The following is a 17,164-nucleotide window of genomic DNA, read 5'->3' on the forward strand; positions in this document are numbered from 1 at the left end:
ATCTTCAGGTATATATTCATATATTATAACCTGTTCGTCTTCTTTCAATTTTATTAATGTAAGCATTTAATCCACCTTCTTTTTTATAAAAATTGAATAATCGTATTTTTTTGATACAATTTTATGTGCATAATCATAGTTGAAATTATACTTATTCATCAAATAATGTTCAAGCGCCTCATGACGCAGCAGTATTAAATCTTGTTTTTTATTGTTTTTCCTTCTCTTAAACGTTGCCAACTTACTGCGATATTATATTCTGGATAATAACTTAAAATCGAATAATTCACTTTGAACATAACAAATCACTCCTTGTACAGTGGTGAAGCAAGTATTATTATTAAATTGTAGGAGTGAAATTCCCTCCTGACTGATTAACGCTCGAATGTCCATTCAATCTTTATAAAGTAGAGATTTATTAAGATTAACAATTTGGTACATTTGAGCTTTTTTATTTCCTTCACTCGCACCTACTTAAACTTATATGTTCATTATACAAATATAAAAAGCTATAACAATTTAATGAAAATGCCCCCTTCGAAGTCGACATTGAAAAAATGAAAACTTTGAAGGGAGCATTTCAAGACGATCCATTCCAATCTTTTTTATCATTTAAAACTTAACACTTATTTTCCCTTATTCGATGCTAATTTCGTGCAATAAATTCTAAATGAAACGACATACTCCTTTTTCACAAATTGGAATCTAATATTTTTGTATTTTAATTATTATAATATCCATTTACCATATGATTTTTATTAATAGTTAAATCAAATAAACATAGCTTGATTAATTTATACAGTAGTTATATTACAAAACTTTATTGGCATATTCATATAATTTTTCTGTTGTATTCAGGGTTAGATTATCTACTTCGCGTTTGCCCTGTCTTAATTGTGAAAGTACATATTGAGAAACTCCAGTTTTTTTAGAAATTTCATATCCTGTTAAATTACTTTCAATTAATTCAATTATCTTTTTCTTGTATTCTGACATTTTTTCATCTCCATATCTGTACAATGTTTTCTGCTTTTTTTCGAAATTCTGTGAACTTAACGTATTTTTTATCTATAAATGATTTTATTATTTTTCTATTCATTAATGGCTATCATCACTTCATAATAGTTAAATTTTATATTTTCAATTTTTGTTTCTACATATTAACGACTTTTCATCATCAATTACTTTGTCAAAGATAAACGATTTGTCTTGTATACCTTACGCCTTTTACAAAACTTCAATGTTTAGTATTCATTGAAGTTTACAGCCACTTCTAAAGTTTAACCTTTTATGTATTTTTATTAGATTAGTGTCTTTCAATATTCAAACTACTAACTCCAGTAGTCTATTAAATTTGAGATATTGAGATATCTTTAGAATTTAATTTTTCCGGAGTCATATAGACTTCTCAAATACTATACATTTATTTCATAATTTTGAACCCTAATATTACTAAAATAATTATAAACGTCCCTATTAAAAATTCTATTTTCTCTTTTTTATTTGTTTTTCGCACTTTAATAGTCATCTTCATTTTACTAATGGTGAGAAAGTAATATTTTATTCAAAGAATATGACTTCGTATTAAATCAAATCTCACATTCTTATTAGTTTGCAAATTCAATAGTCCTATCAGAATTAAAATCAAAACATTCAAACTATTTTATCGTTTTTACTTCCTCGACCATTTTCACCTCCTTATAATCTATATAAATTATGTTTACCACACGATTCTTTACACTCGAAAAATTAATTTTGTTAAGAAACATTTAGCCATGTAACTTTGTAATAAAAACATTTTCAAATAAATGTACCAAAAACTTTCATGAAATAAAGTATACTTTTCAAATCTATTAATTTTAGAATCATAAAACCAAATGCTATATTACAATATAATTATCACAAATCATCATATATGCCAATTACACAATTTAATATAAAAAATTGTCAATGAAAAATTATGTGCATAAACATTATTACAAAATATGTATAGTATAGAATACTGCATTAAAGTTAACTTATTTACTGTGTTCAGCCTTTTATATCATCGCTTAAAGATCATTCAAGATTTAATGGCAATGATAATTTCATAATATGCATTTTTGATTATTTAACCATGTACAATTTCTAAAACTAAGAGATTATCTTATTGAGGTGGACAAAACGTGGACAGACAACCATGAAATCATTAGAAATTTAATTTCTTGTCCACCTAACCTAACAAAATATTTTTGTTAACATTCTGTTTTATTTTCTAATGTTCTTTGATATTCATATAACTTGATTATCGTTTTAAATTTAGCTTCTTTTATTTTAGTTTTACCTACCTTTAAATCAGTAACTGTTTGACGTGGTACACCTGAGTTTTTTGAAATACTATATGGTGTATTGTTAGTTAATAACTTTTCTATTTCACTTATAATAGTTTCAATCTCATTCATTATTAATCACACTCTCTTTCTATTTATAATTATAATAATCCTAATGCAGTAACTACGTTTAGCAATACATTGTTTCTTTGTAGTTGCCAAACTAGTTAATTCATAAACTAATACCTAATAGTATTGGCGTTTTTTATTATATATTGATAAAATTTCTTGTCTTCATATATTCTATATTATTTGATAATTTTTTATTTATATTCACATTAAGCTATCCATATTTAATATACTTTAAAATTAGATGATTTAAAAGGCTCACTCCATGATATTTCAAAAGATATGGTCTTATTTTAATCTTAAATCATTATTTCTAATTGTTTTTGGTAATTATAGAGTTTTTCCGCTGTTTCTAAAGTTAAATTATTCACTTTTCTTTTCCCGCTTCTTAATTCACTTATACCACCATAAGAAACACCAGTGTCTTGATTAATTCTATAATTAGATATTGATTTATCATTTAGTAATTTTTCTATTGTATTATAAATTTCTTTAAACTGGTTCATAATTTTTGTCAAATTGAAAGAATAGTTTATTTTTTTCTAGTTAAATTAATAATAAATAATATTAAAGTTGCAATGTTAAGATAGAGAGTTAATTTTTTCCTTAATTCTCTTGTCATAAATACCACCTCCCTATTTAATGTGGTAAAGGTCTTTTGCCCTTTACCTTTTTAAAAGAACGATTTGATAAAATAAAGTACTTGAATTATTAAGCTCGTCACAGCTATTCGAAATTTAATTTTGCTATTCGTTCTTTTTCTTTAACCATTCTTATCATTTTTTCTCCTTTCCTCTTTATAGTTATTTAACATTCCACAAATTGGGGTAAGTGACATGTTGAACTCCCATATCCACTGGCAAGATTTATAATTTGTAATTCTAAATTATAATAGCCTATATTTTTCAAAATCTCTTTTTTTATGATTAACATCCATCTAAGAGCACCTAAAGGTTTTTATGTAATGTAATAAACATTTCCATTTATACATATACATCTTGTAAAAAAGAAAGAACTCCATATATACTCAAAAGGTATACTGAAGTTCTATATATTATATAAAATTATTATACTATTTCGAAAAACATAAGTAAATCACTAAACATGATTTCTTTCACTTTTAGAAAACTTTTAATACTATAGTAACATCCACTCAGTCACTAGATTGGGCAGTTATTATACGCCTATTGAACTCAATGCTTATATTATAATACCTTTTTCGCATATTCATATAAGATCTTTGCATTCTTTAAGCTTAAATTTTCAATTCTTCTTTCTCCACGGCGCATAGCATTAATATTACCGTAACTTATCCCTGTATCTTTATTAATTTGATAACTCGATATCTCTTTGTTTTCTATCAACTTTTTGATTGTATTGAATATTTCATCATAGCAATTCATAAATTAGATGAGGCGAAATTTTTAATTTTTTAGAATATCAATAGTAGTATAACTAAAATGAAAATACCGATCGATAAACAAAAAGATATTTTTTGTTTCTCTTTTCATATAGTATTACCCCCTTAATAATGCGTAGTAAGGTCCCTCTTTTCGGGGTCTTACCTTAGAACGTTCTGCAAATGAATTCGATGAGAAGTAATATGAATATGGCTATTTTCAAGTAATACTCAACGTTTTCGCGACGTTCTTTTATCGCCTCATCTCATCACCTCCAAATATATTAAAATTCATGTGAACTAAAATATAAAATGGTCTTCCCCAGCTTTAAAAAAATAAATACATAAAACATTTACTTGACCAAAACTTGACCAAAACCTGACCAAATCCATTTTTTAACAAAAGTGGTCAAGTGAAATCCCATCTTTCCAAATCAAAAAAGAGCTAAAGCAAAACGCTCTAGCCCTTGATATTACTGATTTCCCATCATTGTTTAGCGTATTAATATTGCTTCATGTACTGATCTCTTTCCCATTCAGATACTTGAGTTCTGTAGTAATCCCATTCAATTGATTTTGAATTAATAAATTGATTATAGATATGATTTCCTAAAGCTTTTTTAATAACTTCATTTTCACGCATTGCTTTTAATGCAGTATAAAGTGTTGAAGGTAAGTCTTGAATGCCTACTGCTTCACGTTCTTCACGGTTCATTTCGTAAATATTTTGGTTAACTGGTTCTGGAACTTTTAATTTATTTTTAATACCATCTAGTCCAGCTTCTAAGATTGCAGCTAACGCCATGTATGGGTTTGCAGCTGGATCTACTGAACGTACTTCGATACGAGTAGATAATCCTCTTGAAGATGGTACACGGATTAATGGTGAACGGTTTTTACCACTCCATGCAATATAACATGGTGCTTCATAACCAGGTACTAAACGTTTATATGAGTTTACTAACGGGTTACATACAGCAGTAAATCCGCGTGCATTTTTAAGCACACCTGCTGTAAATTGATATGCAGTTTCCGTTAAGCCCATTTCAGTATTTGGATCAAAGAATGCATTTTCTTTACCTTTGAATAATGAAACGTTAAAGTGCATACCGCTACCATTCACACCGAATAATGGTTTAGGCATAAATGTTGCGTGTAAATTATGTTTACGTGCGATTGTTTTAACAACCAATTTAAATGTTTGGATATTATCACATGCTGTAACAGCATCTGCATATTTAAAGTCAATTTCATGTTGACCAGGGGCAACTTCATGGTGACTAGCTTCAATATCGAAGCCCATATCCTCTAATTCTAAAACAATATCACGACGACAGTTTTCACCTAAATCTGTAGGTGCTAAATCGAAATATCCACCATCATCATTAAGTTCTAAAGTTGGTTCCCCTTTTTCATCCAACTTAAACAAGAAGAATTCTGGTTCAGGCCCTAGGTTAAAGTCTGTGAAGCCTAAATCTTCCATTTCTTTTAATACACGTTTTAAGTTTGCACGAGGATCCCCTTCAAATGGTGTTCCATCTGTTTTATATACATCACAAATTAAACGTGCAACTTTACCTTGTCCAGCAGTCCATGGGAAGATTACCCAAGTATCTAAATCTGGATGTAAGTACATATCTGATTCTTCGATACGTACGAAACCTTCGATAGAAGAACCGTCAAACATCATTTCGTTATCAAGTACTTTTTCTAATTGGCTTACAGGCACTTCAACATTTTTAATTGTTCCTAAAATATCAGTGAATTGTAATCTTAAATATCTTACATTTTCCTCTTCTGCAAATTTACGAATGTCGTCTTTAGTGAAAGTACGTTTTGGCATTTTAAAATCCTCCAAATTTTATTTAATAAATCGGGATAAATCACCACGATTTATTGGCAAAGTTTCTCCAATAGGCTTTTGCGTGGCATCTACAATCATCTTTTTTCTTATCTCTTGTTCATCTGTTGTTAAATGCTCTTGTGAGTCATAAATGATTTGTTTAATCCCTTTGATATTAAATCCTTTTTCTAATAATGATTTAATTTCTAGTAATCTTTCCAAATCATTGAGTGAGAACAGACGTTTTTGACCTTCTGTTCTTTCAGGTTTGATGAGTTCATGTGTTTCATAGTAACGTATTTGCCTTGGCGTTAAATCCGTTAACTTACTTACTACACTCATAGAGAAGACAGCCATATTTCGTCTGATTGCATCATTCGATATCATTGTTCCTCTCCTCTACTTTTGAACTTGTTAATAACTTATCATAATTTTTTTAGGATTTCAAAAATATGTCAGGTTTTCTGACATAAAGCTCAAAACATTGATATAACTGCAATTCCGACCTTTAAAACGCCATAAAACAATCTACAGCTAAAATATTTTTTCAATTTTTAAAAATAATCTGATAAATCTTCGTAAAAAAATTTCACCCAAAACACATTATCATTTAGGGTGAAATTTAATCTATTATATAAGTCCTTGTTCTTTCAACTGATTAACAGCTCTTGTCACAGCAATTTTAACGTGTTCATATGTTAATCCTCCTTGAACATATGCTTCATAAGGAGGACGAATAGGTCCATCTGCAGATAATTCAATCGATGAACCTTGAATAAACGTACCAGCAGCCATAATAACATCATCTTCGTAACCAGGCATATAACTCGGTTCTGGACTAAAATGTGCATTAATTGGGGATGCGTGTTGAATACTTTGACAAAATGAAATCATTTGTTCTTTCGTTTTAAATTTAACTGTTTGAATTAAATCAGTTCGTTTTTCGTAGTACTTCGGCGTTGTGTTCATATTCATTTTTTCTAAAAATAAACTAGTAAACAATGCACCTTTAAGACTCTGACTGACAACGTGTGGTGCTAAAAAGAAACCTTGATACATTTCAAGCAATGCATTTAATGATGCACCCGCTTCTTTACCAATACCAGGTGCTGTCAATCTATAACCACATCGTTCAATTAAATCTTTTCTACCAGCAATGTATCCACCAATCTTAGCTAAACCACCGCCAGGGTTTTTAATTAATGATCCTGCTATTAAATCGGCACCACATTCTATAGGTTCACGTCTTTCAACAAATTCCCCATAACAGTTATCCACAAATATTAAAATATTAGGATGCACTTCTTTCAACCTAGTAATCACCTGTTCAATTTCATCTAGAGGAATTGAAGGTCTTTGATCATAGCCTTTCGAACGTTGAATCGCTATTACTTTGGTACGCTCAGAAACCCCATCTAACACACTTTCAATATCGATCTTACCTTCTTTAAGTGCAATATCTTTATACGATACACCGTGCTCCATTAAACTTTCAATACCATTTCCGTTTACACCAATGACTTCAAGTAAAGTGTCATATGGACTTCCCGTTATATAAATTAATTCATCACCATGTTTTAATAAACTTTGTAATGCAATAGTAATCGCATGCGTACCTGAAATAATTTGCGGACGAACAATTGCATCTTCTGCTTTAAATGCCTGCGCATATATTTCTTCTAAATGATCACGTCCAAAATCATCATATCCGTATCCTGTTGATCCTTGTAGATCACTTTCGGTTGCTTTGACATGATGAAATGCATTTAATACTTTTTCTTGATTAATATATGCTGTTTCTTCAATTTCTTTAAAATATGGTGCTAACGTTGATTCGACGTCAGCTACTATCTTACTTATATCTTTCATTTGAATTTCGTCCTTTTATTATTTTTTAAATCCTTTTATACGATAAACATTTTCAATTTCATCATATTTAAGTTCAGTCACTAATGTATGTTGTTTTAGAAAATATAATCGATCTGCATTATTCGTCGCAATTGTCTCATCATAATAAGTTAATTGCCTTTTGATTTCATCAATAAATAACGTCTTAACAAGTAATTTATCACCATCATTTTTAGAAGAAACAAAAACATTAGGCAAATCACTTGCTGGACAATTTGATGCATGATCACATAAGTCCTTTTTATTAAAAATAACTATTTGAGAAATATGACTCATATCTAATTGTTTGATTAAATCATTAACTGTGTCATACTGCGTACGGTATTCAGGATGGCTACTATCTACGACATGTACTAATAAATCTGCACCTTTAGCCTCTTCTAAAGTTGATTTAAAAGCTGCAATTAACGTCGTAGGTAGTTTCTGTATAAAACCAACAGTATCTGAAATAATTAAATTAAATCCATCATTTATTTGAATTTGTCGTGTTTTAGGATCTAACGTTGCAAATAATTGATCTTTTTCATACGTCTCTTCATTTGCTAAAACATTAAACCATGATGATTTACCAGCATTTGTATAACCAACTAAAGCTACTTGAAACACCTGATTTTGATTTCTTTTATTTCGATATCTTTCGCGATGTTCTTCTACCGTCCGCAATTGATGTTTAATTTCATTCATACGAGTTCGAATATGTCTGCGATCCATCTCTAACTTCGTTTCACCAGGGCCTCTAGTTCCAATACCGCCACCTAAACGAGAAAGGCTTTTACCATGGCCTTGCAATCTAGGTAATAAATAATCAAGTTGTGCTAGCTCTACTTGCAATTTACCTTCTTTACTTCTTGCTCTTAATGCAAATATTTCAAGAATCAACTGAGTTCTATCAATAATTTTTACACCTAAAGCTTCATTTAGTGATTTGGATTGTGCAGTCGTTAATTCATCATTTGTGATGACTACATCAATATCTTTGAACTCAATAAATGCTTGAATTTCTTCAATTTTACCTTTACCAACATAATATTTGCGATCTACACGATCTCTGTTTTGAGTAATTTGACCCAACACTTCAAGTTGGCAAGTCTCTGATAAAGATGATAATTCCTCCATTGTAGACTCAAAATTAAATTGCTTATCATCTTGAGCATGTACACCGACTAAGACAGCTTTTTCTAGTTTATTTTTAGTATCATGAATTTGTTGCTGAGCCATGTTATACATCTCCTTAATAAAATCCTACTCAAAGTATTCTATCATAGAGTTTTAGTAAAGACTATTACACGATTTTGTGGTACATTTTAAGTAAATCGAAAGGATGATACAATGGAGACAATTTATGATTTTGTAGTAGAAACAAATAAAGGTGTTACTTACAAATTAGATGCATATAAGGGTGACGTTATGCTAATTGTTAATACAGCTAGCGAATGTGGCTTTACTTCACAATTTGAAGGTTTGCAATCATTATACGAGAAATACAAAGATCAAGGGTTTGTAATTCTAGGTTTCCCTTGTAATCAATTTGGTGGTCAAGAACCTGGATCAGGCGAAGAAGCAGCTCAAAACTGTAAATTAAACTATGGTGTTACCTTCCCTATGCATCAAAAAATAGACGTAAAAGGGGAACATCAATTACCTTTATTTAGATATTTGACTGCGGCACAACACGGATTCTTTAATGAGAAAATCAAATGGAATTTCACTAAGTTTTTAGTGGATCGCGAAGGTAACGTTGTTAAACGATTTGCACCTCAAAAAAAACCTGTTCAAATCGAAAGAGAAATAGAAAAATTATTATAAAATATACTAGCTCATAGCAAATAAAACGCTTCATATAAAGTCGTATCATATATTGACTCGACCTTTATATGAAGCGTTTTTATTACAAACATTCCTCTATTGTATCTTGTCATTTGAACATCATTTAATTGATGTCACATATGACTTTATTTCTATATCTATTTATCATACTTCAAACGTTATGTACACGAGTCATTAAATCGTGCCCATATGATTACAACTTATTCTTCACTTTCAGTAGATGCTTGACCTTCAGTTTCTACTGTATAAGTGCTGATCGCATGTTTGTAAATCAAGTGTTGTTTGCCTTGAGAATTTAAGCTTACGACATACTTGTCGTATTCTTCAATAACACCTTTCATTTGGAAACCGTTTAGAAAGAATACAGTTACTTCAGTTTGGTTTGCTTTAAAATTCTCTAGTGCTTTGTCTTGGATGTTTTCGTTTGCAATCATCTGTCGGACTCCTTTTACTTAATCTGGGTTGTAATCTCATCTAACATCATTTGAAGTGACATATTATCTTTATCTAACCAATGAACACTCATTTTATTCTTGAACCATGTCATTTGTCGTTTTGCATATTGGCGTGAATGTTGCTTTAAATCATTGACAGCATCTTCATAAATCATTTGTCCGTTAATCACAGGTATTAATTCTTTATATCCAATAGCTTGCATACTTTGGCAAGATTCATAGCCTTGTTCAACAAGTTGTTGCACTTCTCTAAATAATCCGTGATCCAACATAATATCAACACGTTTATTTATTCTTGAATATAATGTTTTACGCGACATTTCAATCCCTAATAATAATGTATCATAATTTTCAGTAAATTGTTGCACTTTCTTGCGATTACTCAAAAGTTTTTTTGTTTTTAAATAATATTCAATAGCGCGCAATACTCTTTGGCGGTTGTTAGGGTGAATATTTTCTGCAGAAACCGCATCAAATTGAGCTAAATAATCGTGTAGTTGCTGATTATCTAAATGTTCTAATGCAGATAACTTTTGTTTAACTATGGATAATTGTGCAGGTGTAACTGTTTCATCTTCTAATTCATAATTATATATTAATGATTGAATATATAAGCCTGTTCCACCTGCTATGATTGGAACTTTACCTCTATTCGTTATATCAGTAATTAAATCTTCTGCTAATCGCTTGAATTCATATGCTGAAAATGTATCATCAGGATTCAAGATATCAATTAAATGATGTGGAATACCATCCATTTCTTCAGGTGTTACTTTTGCAGTTCCAATATTCATATGTTTGTAGACTTGCATAGAGTCACCGCTTATGATTTCACCATTGATACGCTTCGCGAGTTCGATGCTAAGCTCTGTTTTACCTGAAGCAGTTGGCCCCACAATTACTACAATAAAAGGCTTATTTTTATTCATATTTAATTCCACTTTCTTTATTTTTTATAAAATTGATTCAACCATTTAAACAAGTCTTCCCAAATTTTGTCATGATCTTTTTCAAATAACACTTCATGACGTTTATGATGATAAAGATTCACTTTAACATTTTTAATGCCAGCTTTTCTATATATATTCGCCAATTTTAAAATCCCTTTACCATAATCACCTAAAGGATCGTCATATCCTGAAACTAATAATATAGGCATGGCATGATTTAACATTTTCATATTTTTTAATTGTGATGTATGTAGCATATAATAGGCTGTTTGATATAATAATTGATTTGACACATTAAATCCACTATATGGATCTTTAATAAAGTTATCTACTTCAATTGCATTACTAGAAATCCAATCACTTTGTGTACGTAATGGACGTATTTTTTTATTAAAACTATTTGATACTAACTGGTTAACCCATTCAACTCGTTTCTCAGCACCATAAATTTTTGTAATCAGTTGTAACACTTTAACGGTTGGTAATCCTTTCCATAATGGATACATACCAGTACCACTTAAAATTAGACCATCAACATATTGCGGATATGTTTCTACAAACAATCTAGCTATAACGGATCCCATTGAATGTCCGATTATAATGTATGGTTTATCAACATTGCCTCTCACTGTTTGCGCTACTTCAAAGGCATCACCGATAACTCGTTTCATATCATCGTAATGCCCTCTTGTTGATTCATCAATATTAATACCATGTCCTCGATGATTATGACGTATCACATCGAAGCCATGCTTTGAAAGTGCATGTGCTAATTTATCGTAACGTTCCATATGTTCAGCCATACCATGAAATATATGAATAATTCCTTTTGAATCTACATCTGTAAAATTCACTTTAACTTCAATATTCGTATTATCTTGTACAGTTAATTTAAATTGTTTTTCAGTCATCATCTCACACCTTTAATAACAACGTTTTTATATTCGCTTTTATTATTATCATACATTTAGTGATGCATAGTTTCAATTGACTAATGTATCTCGTATAAAAAAACTGATGCCCTTAAAACAGGACACCAGTTTATGATTGTACAAATTAATTATTCTTTAACTGCTGGTTGATTATTTCCATGTTGCGCTTCTTTAATTGCTTGCTCAACTTCTTCAGTATATGCTTCAATTTGAGCTGGAGAGTAATCAAGCATATCTGCCATAATATCGATGACAGCATCTTTATAATCTAATACATCTTTAATATTGAAATACATTTTACCAGAACGACGAACTAAGAAATCGTTAGGTTTGTATACCATTTCTTGTTGAATACTATAAACAAGTTCTACATAAATTTCTAATGGTAACTTGCTATCATGGTATTGAGATGTTTGCGCAATGTTGAACAATTCATCAACATTTGAACCATATTTAGATGCTAAACGTCTTGCAACATCTTCATCAATGCCGAATCCTTTAGCTACATCTACTTTTTGCTCTACAAACGCATCAAAGTTCTTGCTACCACCTACATCGCCACCTGAAATTGCCAGACCTTTTGTATTACATGGACTAAATGTTAAACCGTAGTCTTTTTTCAAGCGTTTAGATACTAAATCAACAATGTCTTGAGCCATGTGACGATAGCCTGTTAATTTACCACCTGCAATAGTTAATAAACCTGATTTACCTTCCCAAATTTCATCCTTACGAGAGATTTCAGAAGGGTCTTTGCCTTCTTCGTAAATTAATGGTCTAATTCCTGCCCATGTTGATTCAATATCTTCATCTGTAACATTAACACTAGGGAACATGTAATTAATCGCATCGATTAAATAGTCTCTGTCTTCTTGTGTAGTTAATGGTGAAGATTTGATATTGTCATAGAATGTATCTGTAGTACCTACATACGCTTTTCCTTCACGTGGAATTGCAAAAATCATTCTTCCATCTTTTTCAGTATCAAAGTATACTGCTTGACCTAATGGGAATTTTGATTGATCAATAACAACATGTACACCTTTAGTTAAACGTAATTTTTTATTATTGCGTGCATAATCACCACTTCTAACATCATCAACCCATGGGCCTGCTGCATTAACCACTTTTTTAGCCTTAATTGTATAATTTTCATTAGTTAAATTATCTATAACTTTAACACCATTTACTTGTTGATTTTTATCATAAGTGAAGTGTTCAGATTTAGTATAGTTGATAATTTCTGCGCCTTTTTCAGCAGCACGCTTCATAACTTCAATAGTTAAACGCGCATCGTCAGTACGATATTCAACATAGTAACCGCCGCCTTTTAGACCTTCTTTTTTAACTAATGGTTCTTTAGCTAAAGTTTCTTTTTTAGATAACATTTTTTTACGTTCAGACTTCTTAACACCTGCTAAACGATCATACATTCCTAAACCAATTGATGTTGAGAATTTACCAAATGTTCCACCTTTATGCATTGGTAAAAGCATCCACTCTGGAGTCGTAACATGAGGCCCATTTTCATAAACAATCGCACGTTCTTTACCAGTTTCGGCAACTACTCCAATTTGGAATTGTTTTAAGTAACGTAAACCACCATGGACTAATTTTGTAGATCTTGAGCTTGTTCCTTGTGCAAAGTCTTGCATTTCAACTAATGCAACTTTCATTCCTCTTTCACTCGCGTCTAGTGCAATACCTGCACCTGTAATACCGCCACCAATAATTACTAAATCATATTCATCATTTCTTAAATTCTTTTTAATATGTTCTCTCTTAAAAGTAGACAATGCCATTCCAAAACGCCTCCTAAAAAATGTAAAAACGAGAGACTTGTCCCACATAAACAATCCTTCAATTGTACATGTTCGAACAAATCTCTCGTTTCTCGATTCAAATATTAACTTAAATTGATTGTATCACAATGTTTATACAAAAGTCTAATCTACAAGTTTATTCTGTTTTAAAAACTTGTGTTGCTTCAACAGCTTTTTTCCAACCTCTATATAATTTTTCTCTTTCGCCTTCATCCATTTTCGGATCGAATTTTTCTTCTAATTTCCAGTTTTTAGCGATATCATCTTTACTCTCCCAGAATCCAACTGCTAAACCTGCTAAAAATGCAGCACCTAAAGCTGTAGTTTCTTGAATTTCAGGTCTTTCAACAGAAGTATTAACAATGTCTGCTTGGAACTGCATAATAAAGTTATTTTTAACTGCACCACCATCGACACGTAAACTTTGGACATCAATACCAGAGTCTTTTGACATTGCTTCCATAACGTCACGAGTTTGGTAACATAATGATTCTAAAGTTGCACGGATAAAGTGCTCTTTTTCAGTTCCACGTGTTAAACCGAAAATCGCACCACGTGCTTCAGAATCCCAATATGGTGTTCCTAAACCTACAAAAGCTGGAACAACATAAACACCCTCAGTAGAGTCAACTCGTGTCGCATAACTTTCTGATTGTGGTGCTGAATTAATCATTCTTAATCCATCACGTAACCATTGGATTGCTGAACCCGAAACAAAGATGGAACCTTCAAGCGCATAATTTACTTTTCCATCAATACCATAAGCAATTGTTGTTAATAAACCACTTTCAGATTTAACCGCTTTGTCACCTGTATTCATTAACATGAAGCCACCAGTTCCATATGTGTTTTTCACGTCACCACGTTCGAAGCAAGCTTGTCCAAATAATGCTGCTTGTTGATCACCAGCTACTCCAGCGATTGGTACTTCTTGACCATAGAAGTGGTAATCAATTGTCTTACCATATACTTCACTCGAAGCTTTAACTTCTGGCAACATATTTTTAGGTACTGTAAGTAGTTCTAATAACTCATCGTCCCATTCTAAATCATGGATATTAAACATTAATGTACGACTCGCATTTGAATAATCAGTAATATGCGCAGCTTTTCCTGATAATTTCCATACTAACCAAGTATCAATCGTTCCAAATAATAGATCGCCATTTTCTGATTTTTCTCGTGCACCTTCAACATTGTCTAGAATCCATTTAACTTTTGTACCTGCAAAATACGGATCTAAAAGTAATCCTGTCTTATCTCTAAATGTTTGTTCATATCCTTGTTGTTTTAATTCTGAACAAATTGATTGTGTTTGACGTGATTGCCAAACAATTGCGTGATAAATTGGGCGGCCAGTATGTTTGTCCCAAACAACCGTTGTTTCACGTTGGTTTGTAATACCGATACCTGCAATTTGATCAGCTCTAACATCATTTTCATTAATTACTTCCGTCATTACAGCTAACACAGATGTCCAAATTTCATTTGCATCATGTTCAACCCAACCTGATTGTGGAAAATATTGCTTAAACTCACGTTGTGCTACCCCTGCAATTTCCCCTTTTTGATTGAATAAAATCGCTCTTGAGCTTGTTGTTCCTTGGTCTATAGATAAAATATATTTTTCCATTAGTAGTATCTCCTTTATTAAAAAATAATCGCTAACCCATTGTACAAAATCTGTTAAATTTTGGCGAAAAAATAGCATAATCCATGAATCAAACATGTTAAATTATGCTATTTACGTTTCTTTTTATTTTAGTAAATTGATTCGATATCACCTTTTTTTGATGATTTATTTAAAATGTAACCTAAAATCAAAGTAATAATAACTACAACAATTGCAATTGCACAACCAATATTAAATGTATGTTTATAAAATACAGCGTATACCACTGCACCTAATAAACCACCGGCAATTGGTCCTAAGATAGGAACGATTGCATATGACCAATTTGAACCACCTTTACCAGCTATTGGTAAAATCGCATGTGCAATTCTCGGACCTAAATCACGTGCTGGGTTGATTGCATAACCAGTAGCACCGCCTAAACTTAATCCGATTGCAACAATTAATGCTCCGACAATTAAAGGATTTAAACCATCGGCAATTTTGTTTACACCGATAAATAAAATACCTAAAGTTAATGCCATTGTTCCGATAATCTCACTTAAAAAGTTGGCAAAGTAATTCTTAATAGCCGGTGCTGTAGAGAAAACACCTAATTTCGCGCCAGCTTCTTCTGTCGCTTTCCAATGTGGCAAGTACATTAACCATACAATTGTTGCTCCGACAATTGCACCTAACATTTGAGCAACAATATAACCAGGAACTAATGACCAATCAAAACTTCCGTCTAATGCAAGAGCTAAAGACACCGCTGGGTTTAAATGTGCACCTGAGAATTGACCGACAGCAAACACACCCATTGTAACCGCTAATCCCCATCCAGCTGTGATGACAATCCAATCAGCACCATTCGCAGCACTTCTCTTTAAATTGACATTGGCACAAACGCCACCACCAAAAAGGATTAAGATTGCAGTTCCTAGGAATTCTGCTAAATATACATTCATATTAAATGTCCTCCCAAAAAGACAAAGAGATTCCTACACTAGCAGTTTGGCTCGTAGAAATCTCCCGTCTCTATTCTATGTATTAACTTTTATTATATTTGTTATGATACTATCGATATGAAAGCGTTGTCAATGGTTTTTGTAAAAATTTTGTCAAATTTAATTTTTCAAGTCTTTATAAAAGTAGTTTAATTTGAAAACTAGAAATACCAATCCTAACTAATTTATTTATGACGCTCTTTTGTTTAATTGACATTCTTCAGCCATATTTTTTATGACTAGTTGCATTTTTTACTAATAAACACCTCTAAAACTTTAATGATTTTAATCGTTTTAGAGGTGCTAATTATTTTATTTGATTATTTTTTGTTTGATACCTACTGCATATCCCATATGAAAACGGCTTTTTTATTATGTTATATGACTAAATCTCGTGAAAAATGAAATTTTTGCAGACTTATGATTTACCAAAGTTTATCATAACTAGTAGTTACATATTTCGCTCCATTTTTAACAGCTTCATTGACTTCATCTATTGTATTAATTAGGCCACCTGCAATGACTTGTGTGTTTGTTTCTTTCTGAATATGATGAATCGCTTTACTCGCAACACCTGGAAGTACTTCAACAAAATCAGGTTCAACTTTTTTTATCAAATCTATACTGCGTTTCAATGCTTGACTATCAATAATAAATACTCTAAAAATCGTTAAAGTATTTAATGATTTAGCTTTTTTTATTACTTTAGATTTAGTCGATACGATACCTTTTGGCTTGTATTGCTGAATAATAAATTCACTTGCAAATTCATCGTGGCTTAAACCTTTTATCAAATCTATATGAATAAAACACTCTATATGATTTTGCTTCAGCAATTCCATAATACTTTTTATATGTCCTATATGCATATCTAGAAGCACACACATTTTATAGTCTGTTTTAATCAGTTTCTCTAAATCTTTAATGTTTCTTATAGCAGGCAATATGTTGTTATTCACTTGATTCATCC

18 protein-coding genes and 1 pseudogene are annotated in these 17,164 nt (G+C 31.2%); 1 reads left to right on the forward strand and 18 read right to left on the reverse strand.

Annotated features, from left to right (window positions below; all coding sequences use genetic code 11):
- The 11 genes and pseudogenes from IDG63_RS14655 to hflX form a co-directional block, all read right to left on the reverse strand.
- Positions 1-66 (reverse strand): annotated as a pseudogene (locus tag IDG63_RS14655) (hypothetical protein); the annotation flags it as partial.
- Positions 67-194: 128 nt separating this feature from the next.
- On the reverse strand, positions 195-299 hold the full coding sequence (locus IDG63_RS02275; protein WP_000477492.1) for a hypothetical protein: 105 nt from the start codon (positions 297-299) through the stop codon (positions 195-197).
- A gap of 511 nt (positions 300-810) precedes the next feature.
- On the reverse strand, positions 811-996 hold the full coding sequence (locus tag IDG63_RS02280) for a hypothetical protein (RefSeq protein ID WP_000006110.1): 186 nt from the start codon (positions 994-996) through the stop codon (positions 811-813).
- Between the two features lie 427 nt (positions 997-1,423).
- Positions 1,424-1,534: a hypothetical protein gene (locus IDG63_RS02285; RefSeq protein WP_001788716.1), complete on the reverse strand. Its 111-nt coding sequence runs from the start codon at positions 1,532-1,534 to the stop codon at positions 1,424-1,426.
- 700 nt (positions 1,535-2,234) lie between these two features.
- Positions 2,235-2,441 carry a hypothetical protein gene (locus IDG63_RS02290; RefSeq protein WP_001002340.1) on the reverse strand — a complete coding sequence of 69 codons (207 nt, stop codon included), beginning with the start codon at positions 2,439-2,441 and terminating at the stop codon, positions 2,235-2,237.
- A gap of 296 nt (positions 2,442-2,737) precedes the next feature.
- The gene (locus IDG63_RS02295; protein WP_075111596.1) at positions 2,738-2,956 is read right to left on the reverse strand and encodes a helix-turn-helix domain-containing protein; all 219 of its coding nucleotides are present in this window, start codon (positions 2,954-2,956) and stop codon (positions 2,738-2,740) included.
- 687 nt (positions 2,957-3,643) lie between these two features.
- Complete coding sequence (locus IDG63_RS02300; protein ID WP_001793526.1) at positions 3,644-3,841, reverse strand: helix-turn-helix domain-containing protein; 198 nt, start codon at positions 3,839-3,841, stop codon at positions 3,644-3,646.
- A gap of 498 nt (positions 3,842-4,339) precedes the next feature.
- Entirely contained in the window at positions 4,340-5,680 is a 1,341-nt protein-coding gene (gene glnA / locus IDG63_RS02305) for a type I glutamate--ammonia ligase (protein WP_001126603.1), read from the reverse strand.
- 18 nt (positions 5,681-5,698) lie between these two features.
- Complete coding sequence (locus tag IDG63_RS02310; protein WP_000624945.1) at positions 5,699-6,067, reverse strand: MerR family transcriptional regulator; 369 nt, start codon at positions 6,065-6,067, stop codon at positions 5,699-5,701.
- 243 nt (positions 6,068-6,310) lie between these two features.
- On the reverse strand, positions 6,311-7,549 hold the full coding sequence (locus IDG63_RS02315; RefSeq protein WP_000652052.1) for a methionine gamma-lyase family protein: 1,239 nt from the start codon (positions 7,547-7,549) through the stop codon (positions 6,311-6,313).
- Positions 7,550-7,567: 18 nt separating this feature from the next.
- Positions 7,568-8,806, reverse strand: a complete 1,239-nt coding sequence (gene hflX, locus IDG63_RS02320; protein WP_000068614.1) for a GTPase HflX — start codon at positions 8,804-8,806, stop codon at positions 7,568-7,570.
- A gap of 111 nt (positions 8,807-8,917) precedes the next feature.
- Between hflX and IDG63_RS02325 the strand changes: the two genes are divergently transcribed.
- A complete protein-coding gene (locus IDG63_RS02325; protein ID WP_000448078.1) occupies positions 8,918-9,394 on the forward strand; it encodes a glutathione peroxidase in 477 nt (158 codons plus the stop codon).
- A gap of 221 nt (positions 9,395-9,615) precedes the next feature.
- On the opposite strand, the gene hfq is transcribed toward IDG63_RS02325, so the two are convergent.
- The 7 genes from hfq to IDG63_RS02360 all read right to left on the reverse strand — a co-directional run bounded on the left by hfq (position 9,616) and on the right by IDG63_RS02360 (position 17,162).
- Positions 9,616-9,849 carry an RNA chaperone Hfq gene (gene hfq, locus IDG63_RS02330; RefSeq protein ID WP_000561358.1) on the reverse strand — a complete coding sequence of 78 codons (234 nt, stop codon included), beginning with the start codon at positions 9,847-9,849 and terminating at the stop codon, positions 9,616-9,618.
- Positions 9,850-9,863: 14 nt separating this feature from the next.
- Positions 9,864-10,799, reverse strand: a complete 936-nt coding sequence (gene miaA, locus IDG63_RS02335) for a tRNA (adenosine(37)-N6)-dimethylallyltransferase MiaA (protein ID WP_001641463.1) — start codon at positions 10,797-10,799, stop codon at positions 9,864-9,866.
- 17 nt (positions 10,800-10,816) lie between these two features.
- Positions 10,817-11,731 carry an alpha/beta fold hydrolase gene (locus IDG63_RS02340; protein ID WP_000136946.1) on the reverse strand — a complete coding sequence of 305 codons (915 nt, stop codon included), beginning with the start codon at positions 11,729-11,731 and terminating at the stop codon, positions 10,817-10,819.
- Between the two features lie 149 nt (positions 11,732-11,880).
- On the reverse strand, positions 11,881-13,554 hold the full coding sequence (locus IDG63_RS02345; protein WP_001218601.1) for a glycerol-3-phosphate dehydrogenase/oxidase: 1,674 nt from the start codon (positions 13,552-13,554) through the stop codon (positions 11,881-11,883).
- A gap of 157 nt (positions 13,555-13,711) precedes the next feature.
- Entirely contained in the window at positions 13,712-15,208 is a 1,497-nt protein-coding gene (gene glpK / locus IDG63_RS02350; RefSeq protein ID WP_000417385.1) for a glycerol kinase GlpK, read from the reverse strand.
- A gap of 128 nt (positions 15,209-15,336) precedes the next feature.
- On the reverse strand, positions 15,337-16,155 hold the full coding sequence (locus tag IDG63_RS02355; protein WP_001103743.1) for an MIP/aquaporin family protein: 819 nt from the start codon (positions 16,153-16,155) through the stop codon (positions 15,337-15,339).
- Positions 16,156-16,619: 464 nt separating this feature from the next.
- Positions 16,620-17,162: a glycerol-3-phosphate responsive antiterminator gene (locus IDG63_RS02360; RefSeq protein WP_001077635.1), complete on the reverse strand. Its 543-nt coding sequence runs from the start codon at positions 17,160-17,162 to the stop codon at positions 16,620-16,622.
- Between the last annotated feature and the right edge of the window lie 2 nt (positions 17,163-17,164).

Source organism: Staphylococcus sp. EG-SA-14 (assembly GCF_017151935.1).
GTDB classification, from domain to species: Bacteria; Bacillota; Bacilli; order Staphylococcales; family Staphylococcaceae; genus Staphylococcus; species Staphylococcus aureus.